The following is a 2,012-nucleotide window of genomic DNA, read 5'->3' on the forward strand; positions in this document are numbered from 1 at the left end:
CCGGCGTCATAAGCGGCGCGCAACAGCTCGACCGCGGGAGCCGACTCGTGCGGGAATGTCATGTGGGCGCGGGCCTGGGCGTTGTCAGGGTGTGCTCCCGGTGCCGGGCCTCGCAGGATCGCAAGCTCGGCCGAGGATTGAGTGCCGCCGTTGGCTTTGCGTTCCCGGGCCACCTTCGTGTTGCGAGTTGGCCCATATTCGATCACTTTCAGACCGTTCTTGAGTTCCGCGTACGCCTCTGGCTTACGGGTATACAGCGGCGACTGATACACGATCGCAGTCGCAGCACACAACAAATCGGTGCGATCCAGGGGTGAATCCGGGCGCGCGATCGAGTAGCGCGCTTCCATTTCCAGCTTCTGATAGACGTCGAGGATGGTCAAGTCGAATTGGACGGGCGTGGTCCAGGTCCAGGCCTTTGGGGTGGGTCGGTCCACAAATCGACGCCCGTACGCGTCCTGTGAGTGCAATACGAGTGCGACATCCATGGCGAGACCGGTGCTGATGAATATTGCGTCGCCCTCCTTGAACATCACACGGTCCATCCCCGTGGCAAGAACGGTGAAATCAATCGTCACCGCACGGGCAGTAGCAAGATCCACACTGCCAGGGAATTCTTGGATGGGGCTAGGTTGCCGGGGTTCTAGCTCAAGATTCAGAAGTCCGCTGCTGTGGCGCGTCACCGAGATGATCGGATCAAAAATCTGTTGCGTGAAGGGCGCGACCAAGTAACACGTCGCCGGGCGCATAACAACGAACTGGGGAGCACCATCGTCGTCGAGTGCCGTCAGCGCCGTGAACCGCGCGAAGTCCGGATTCGACACAAAGTCGACCACACGGTCACGCGGATTTCCCAGCACTGTGACGTTCGGGTCCCGATAAAGGTCGAGCCTAGGCAGGCCAGCTTTCATGAAGGCCTTGTGCTTCGGAGCTGTGGTGAAATCCTTGTACAAATCCATGGCCGGAACATATCAGCTGGCGGGGCGTGCAAGGGGTACGTGAGGATGATTCCAAAGGGTGACTCGCACGACGTGGGCCGCCTCGACACTTTGGGATCGGTTGTTGCTGCAAATCAGATCGCACGCATCGGGACTGCCTAATCCCTACTGTGCTAAGTCATGCGCCGACACCCCACCCTCAAGTGGCCCGCTATACAGCACCGTCACACCCGCGACATCCCTGTCAGCCTGCTCTACTGATATGCCCTCCAGTGTCCGCAGAAGCTCAGGCTTAACATCCGCCGCCGAATGAGAAGAGTCGACCAGGAAATTGGTCAGCTGCGTAGCAGCCTGATCCCAGGTGAGGCCGTTAATATGTTTTCACCCGTCGAACCCTTGATCCCGAAGTCGCTGAGACGCCATTCCCGGCCGCCCTCGAGGACCCTGTTGTACCCATCAGGCTTTGACGGGCCGTCGCAACTGGAGCCGAACACAAGCAGGGCTTCGACGGCGAACCGGTACGCGGGCGCTCGTTCCTCCTCGTCTGCGAACGCAAACGGCCTGACACCCACAGCATTTCCCCAGACGGACTAGCCCCGAATAGCTGGATCGTCGTTCGAAAATACGCGTCTCCGGTGACAGCATCCCGAGCCTCGTTAGTTGATGCGTCGAAGGGAATAACGCGGTCGCCCCAGCTCAGAACGAGCGCGCTGCCCGGCACCCGGCCGTGCCCGGACGCGTAAACGAGCGCGACATCGCGATCGACATCAACCACCGCCCGAGCTTCCAAATTCGATTCCGAATGAATAGACGATTCGATTTCAAACATTCGTGCCCCACCCGCTTCAGTTCAAGCTGATCAATACTCGGAGCCAAACTATGACGAGAAAACCTGTCGGATCCTCCTACAGGGGTGTCGGATAGCTTGTGTTGGGGCGTTTTCATCCCCCGGAAGCGAGACACGGGTGACTGTCATTGAATGGTGGGCGAATGAGAATCGCTGCCGATCACAAGGACCGGGTCAGAGCGTTGAAAACCTCAGGCGCCGGGATTACCGGAATTGCCCTAGGTCTC

At 59.2% G+C, this 2,012-nt stretch carries 1 protein-coding gene; it reads right to left on the reverse strand.

The features are described 5' to 3' along the window. On the reverse strand, nucleotides 1–959 hold a 959-nt coding region (locus tag RMN95_RS07345; RefSeq protein WP_309616285.1), incomplete at its 3' end, for a hypothetical protein. Nucleotides 960–2,012 lie beyond the last annotated feature (1,053 nt).

The organism is Salinibacterium sp. (genome assembly GCF_031364185.1).
Taxonomy (GTDB): Bacteria; Actinomycetota; Actinomycetes; order Actinomycetales; family Microbacteriaceae; genus Rhodoglobus.